We start from the raw sequence: 5,151 nt of genomic DNA, 5'->3' as shown, positions 1-5,151 counted from the left end.
GAGTTTTCAACGTCCTCAAAGGCTTCCCATGCATGGTTTGTGGGTTATGCCCACCGTGAGGACAAGGAAGATATCGCAGTTGCGGTTATCGTGGAGGATTCCGGATCAGGCAGTGAGTATGCGGTTCCGATCGCAAAAAAGATTTTTGATGCATATTATCAGTAAACGGGGCAGGAAAGATATTTCAGTATTGGTTGCATGAAAAACGAAAAGTATTATACTTATAACAAAAAACCACATCAGGAGGTATTGCAATGATCGAGGCAACAAGTTGTGGTGGTGTGGTAATATTCCGTGGTAAGATACTTCTCTTATATAAGAATTATAAGAATAAATATGAGGGCTGGGTTCTTCCGAAAGGAACTGTGGAAGATGGGGAAGAATTCAGGGATACTGCAACTCGTGAAGTGTTAGAAGAGACAGGAGCGGCGGCAAGTATCATTAAGTATATTGGAAAGAGCCAGTATACGTTTACCGTGCCGGAGGATACCGTGGAGAAGGAAGTACACTGGTATCTGATGATGGCAGACAGTTATTACAGCAAACCACAGCGTGAGGAATATTTTGTTGATTCCGGATATTACAAATATCATGAGGCTTACCATCTGCTCAAATTTGCGAATGAGAAGCAGATTTTAGAGAAAGCTTATAATGAATATCTGGAGTTGAAGAAAAACAATTTGTGGGGCAGCCACAAGTACTTTTAATGTGAGGATTCGCATGAAATGGTATGACGATTTATACGTAGGTGAGAGCATCGTACATAAGACAAATAAGATCAAATGGAAAATTCGTCATAATGCAGGGCAGATTAATATTTACGTGATCACTTTGGCATCAGGTGAGAAGAATTTATTAGATATCATTCCTTCGCATGAACTGCTGCAAAAGGGCTACCCGAAGAAGCAGTTATATGTTATTGGATTGGCAAAAGGATATGATGAGGCAGTGGAAGTCGCTGCGTCTGTGATCGATGAAGTTTACCGCCAGACCGGGGCATTTGAGGTGGCTTCATATCTCAGGGAAAAAAGGAGGAGAAAAGCAGAATGACCGCCGTGTTACTCACAATCTTAAAAATCATTGGGATTGTGCTGCTGGTGATTCTTGGAATCATGCTTTTTCTGCTGGCAGTCTTATTGTTTGTACCGGTACGTTATTCCGTGAAAGGAACAGTCGATAACAATATTACCGCAGAGGGCAAAATAAGCTGGTTATGTTCGATATTCCGATATGATTTTACGTTTCAGGAGCAGGAATTGAACGGCGAAGTCCGGATATTTGGCTTTCGTCCGAAGAAAAAAGAGAGAGTATCGGAAGAAGAGCTGGAGGAGGAAGCTGTTCCTGAAGTAAAAGACGGGGTGGAAGAGGTTGTTTCTGATCTTGTTTCCGCTGCCGGGGAAGAAGATAAATCGGAGAAAACTCCGATTAAGCCAGAGCAGGATCAAGAGGTAGATTCTCACAAGGGTAAGCAGAACAGAAAATCATCCGATAAAAATTCCCGACCATCCGGAAAAAATATTTTCATGCGGATGTGGGATAAAATAAAAAGCTTCATGAAAAAAATCAAGAATTTTTTCATTGGCATACAAAAGAGGCTGATCAGTTTCAAAGAGTTCGTGGTAAAAGTCAAAGAGATTGTGGCGGACACGAAAAATCAGTATGCTGTGAGGCGATTGTGGGAAGAATTATTATATCTGCTCAAACATTTTGGCTTTCGGAAAATCCATACAGAACTGACGTTTGCGCTGGCTGATCCGGCGCTTACCGGACAGGTGTTAGGTATTTTGTGCATGATGCCTTTTTTGTATCAGTATGACTTTCATATATTCCCTGATTTTGAGTCTGAATCATATTATATCAGGGGCAGTTATGATATGAAGGGCAGAATCCAATTGATCTTCCTGCTGATCACGTTTATTCGAATTGTGGCAGATAAGGATCTGAGGTGTTTTTTGAAAAAAATACTGGATAAGAGATAAACAGTTTCGGAAGAACGAAACGTTTATGCAGAGATCAGTAACGGTGAAGATACCGGACAGACAAAAACATAATATTTTATCATTACAAATAGAACAAAAATAGAAAGGTGGCAGTAACAATGGGAGACAATAGTTTTCATACAACAGTAGAATCTTTATTCAAGGGAATGGACAGTTTTATTACAACAAAAACGGTGGTTGGTGATGCAATCCATATCGGTGATACCATTATTTTACCATTGGTGGATGTTTCCTTTGGCGTGGCAGCCGGAGCGTTCAGCCAGGAGAAGAAAAACAATGGTGCCGGTGGTATGGGCGGAAAGATCACACCGAGCGCTGTGTTAGTGATCCAGAATGGAACAACCAAGCTTGTCAACATCAAAAATCAGGATGGACTTACGAAAGTGCTGGATATGGTGCCGGACTTTGTGAACAAATTCACATCAAAAGGTGAGAAAGAGAATGTTGTGGAAGAATCAGAAGATGATTCAGTTGCAAAGAAAACAGCAGCAAAAGAGATGGAGCAGATTTTAAGTGATTCTGTCAATAAAGAGGAATAATTTTAATGGATTTTCAAACATTAGGTGTTTTGTTATATCGTACACGAGAGAAAAAACACTTAAGTTTATTGGATGTGTGCTCGGGGATTTGTTCGCAGTCGACTTTGTCGCGCGTTGAACAGGGAAGCAGGGAATTAGATTCGCTTACAAGTGAAATGCTGCTTGGCAGAATCGGACGTGAAGTTACACGCTTTGAATTGATTTTAAATGCGGAAGATTATTATCTGAATCAATTGCGAATTGAAATTAATGAGAATATTGAAGAAAAAAATTATATAAAGGCAAAAGAAAAAATTAATTTATACAGACAACATATGCCAGCAGAGGGAAAAGTACATGAACAATTTTGCTGTTATATGGAGTGCCGGATATTAATTGCTCAAAATGAAATAACAGAGAAACTTTCAGCATTGCTATTGCGGGCGATACGTTATACGATACCAGACTATTTATTGGAAAATTGTGTCAGCAGAAGGTTGTATAGTCCTGTTGAAATAGAATTGATTCGTATGCATATAACATATAATGACCGAAAATGCGAATGTAATGAAGTGGAATTATTTTTAATTATGGATTTTGTGACAGAGTTTTATAGTTTAAAACAACAGGAAAAAATAGAAATTCCACTTCTGGTAGATTGTGTAAAATATGAGATTGCATTAGAAAAATATAATAGGGCATTAGCATCAATAGAAAGAGCATTGGACATTATTTCAGTGGGTCGGAGTATGCAATATGTTGGCGAATTGCATTTCTTAAAAGCACAGGTGTTGAGTTGTGTCCAGAATAGTATAGATAAGAATCGTGAATGGCAAGATGAATGTAAAAGAGAATGTTTTATGGCATATGTTGTTTTTGGCGTTATGGGGAAGAAAGAAGAAAAAGAAGAAATCTACAAATACTGTTTGGAGAAATTAAATTGGCAAATTACAGAGCAAATGATGTTATCAGATTGACAAGAAAAGCAGTGGGACTTTCGCAGGAAGCTATAAGTGAGGGCATCTGCTCAGTGGAAACTTTTTCTAGAATTGAAAGAGGAAAAACGAAGATAAAGGGTGACACTTATAAAAAAATTATGGAGCGTCTGGAACGAAACACAGACAAGTTCTATGCAGTGTGTAGTGGGGAAGATGTTGATCTGCTGGATGATGTGGCTGCAATTGAAAATGCGATTGCAAAGTTTGATTATCAGCTTGCTGATTCGATTTTGGGGAATGTGAGGGAGAACATTGGAGATACACCGGAAAATAAACAGTATGTAGAGGGCATAAAAGCGATTATTGATCATGGGAATGGAAAAATAAGCGCTGAGACAGAAAAATTATATCTGGAGCATGCATTGATGCTGACAGTACCGGATTATAAAATTTTTTTACATAAAAGTTGTGCTGAAGTATATCCCTATACAGAGCATGAAATAATTATTCTTATGAATATTGCGGCATGTAATGCCAGAACAGGCAATCCGGAGGGCGAGATCCAAATTTATAATATGCTGTTGAAGTGTTTTCAGAATGGTTATATCAGTGGTGAAAAATGTATTCAATTAAAAATTACAATTTTACGTAATCTGGCATATGCATTAGGAAGAAAAGAAAAGTATCATGCTGCAATTAAAATGACTGAATGTGTAAAAAAATTGTCCTTAAAATATGATTATGGGTATAAATTATGTATCGCAATTAATGATATGAGCTGGATTTATAGAAATTTATATGAAAATGAATTACAAGAAGAATATTATAATATTGGAAAACAGCAGTATCGCCAGGCGTATTATCTTGCGTTGGCACGCAAGGATAACATCTTGGCAGAAAAACTGAAAAATGGATATCAGAGGTTTTATCAGTCTGATATTGAGATTGTTTAGGCTATTTCATTTATATCAACATCATTTTCGATACGAGTTGGACAGGGAATATCTTCATATTTTTTTGAAGAAAATGATAACAAGATATTAAGTGAAAATAGTGTAAGACAAAGTGTAAATATTAATTTTTGAAATTTTTTCATTTAACATGTTCTCTTTTGTGTATTAAATTTTTTACTAATATTAACGCTGATAATTAAAAAAAACTACGTCAGAATTGGAAAATATATTTTTTCCAATTCTGACGTGTTTTTTTGATATATACATAGATATAATAATCACATGTTAAGCTTAACAAATAAAAAAGGACGTAGCAGAATGAAGATTTTAAATGAGGTCATCAAAGAAAAACCTGATTCAAAACATATAGATTTGTGTTGCAATGGTGTACAGTTTTAATAAAAAAGAAGGGATTCTAATATATTGGAATCCCTTAAAAATTTTGGGAGCAATAAAAAAATGAAAGAATCTCTTTTTAATTATAGATTTGAATATGAAAATCAAAAATACATTTTTAATACTAATAACAACGGTTTAATACAAATAAACAATGACATATTTACGGAAGAAGAAAGAGAATATTTAAGAGTAAACCGATTTTGGGTTGATGATAATGAAGATGAGATTGCATTGCTTGAAAGAGAAATAATCATAATATTCAAAAGAGACAGAAGAGTTAGAACTTACAATTGCACTAACTAATTATTGTAATTTCTCATGTGTATATTGTTATCAGAATAAA

General features: G+C 36.0%; 8 protein-coding genes. All 8 read left to right on the top strand.

The features are described from left to right. Positions 1–165, top strand: a 165-nt coding sequence (locus ROSEINA2194_RS23515; RefSeq protein ID WP_007885250.1) for a penicillin-binding transpeptidase domain-containing protein, incomplete at its 5' end; no start/stop codon positions are given. Between the two features lie 89 nt (positions 166–254). Beyond that, positions 255–707, top strand: a complete 453-nt coding sequence (locus ROSEINA2194_RS07685; protein WP_007885248.1) for an NUDIX hydrolase — start codon at positions 255–257, stop codon at positions 705–707. 13 nt (positions 708–720) lie between these two features. Continuing rightward, positions 721–1,050 carry a hypothetical protein gene (locus tag ROSEINA2194_RS07680; protein WP_007885246.1) on the top strand — a complete coding sequence of 110 codons (330 nt, stop codon included), beginning with the start codon at positions 721–723 and terminating at the stop codon, positions 1,048–1,050. Beyond that, on the top strand, positions 1,047–1,979 hold the full coding sequence (locus ROSEINA2194_RS07675) for a DUF2953 domain-containing protein (RefSeq protein ID WP_007885244.1): 933 nt from the start codon (positions 1,047–1,049) through the stop codon (positions 1,977–1,979). Before ROSEINA2194_RS07680 ends, ROSEINA2194_RS07675 begins: the two co-directional genes overlap by 4 nt. A 119-nt stretch (positions 1,980–2,098) precedes the next feature. Then, entirely contained in the window at positions 2,099–2,539 is a 441-nt protein-coding gene (locus tag ROSEINA2194_RS07670; protein ID WP_007885242.1) for a GerW family sporulation protein, read from the top strand. Between the two features lie 5 nt (positions 2,540–2,544). After that, positions 2,545–3,495, top strand: coding sequence for a helix-turn-helix domain-containing protein (locus ROSEINA2194_RS21015; RefSeq protein WP_172727071.1), 951 nt, complete (start codon positions 2,545–2,547; stop codon positions 3,493–3,495). Continuing rightward, positions 3,459–4,409, top strand: a complete 951-nt coding sequence (locus ROSEINA2194_RS07660) for a helix-turn-helix domain-containing protein (RefSeq protein WP_021924135.1) — start codon at positions 3,459–3,461, stop codon at positions 4,407–4,409. Before ROSEINA2194_RS21015 ends, ROSEINA2194_RS07660 begins: the two co-directional genes overlap by 37 nt. Positions 4,410–4,868: 459 nt before the next feature. Next, complete coding sequence (locus ROSEINA2194_RS07655; RefSeq protein WP_007885236.1) at positions 4,869–5,111, top strand: hypothetical protein; 243 nt, start codon at positions 4,869–4,871, stop codon at positions 5,109–5,111. The last annotated feature ends 40 nt before the right edge of the window (positions 5,112–5,151 follow it).

The sequence above is a fragment of the Roseburia inulinivorans DSM 16841 genome (assembly GCF_000174195.1).
GTDB lineage: Bacteria > Bacillota > Clostridia > Lachnospirales > Lachnospiraceae > Roseburia > Roseburia inulinivorans.
This window is presented reverse-complemented; position numbering and strand designations above follow the sequence as displayed.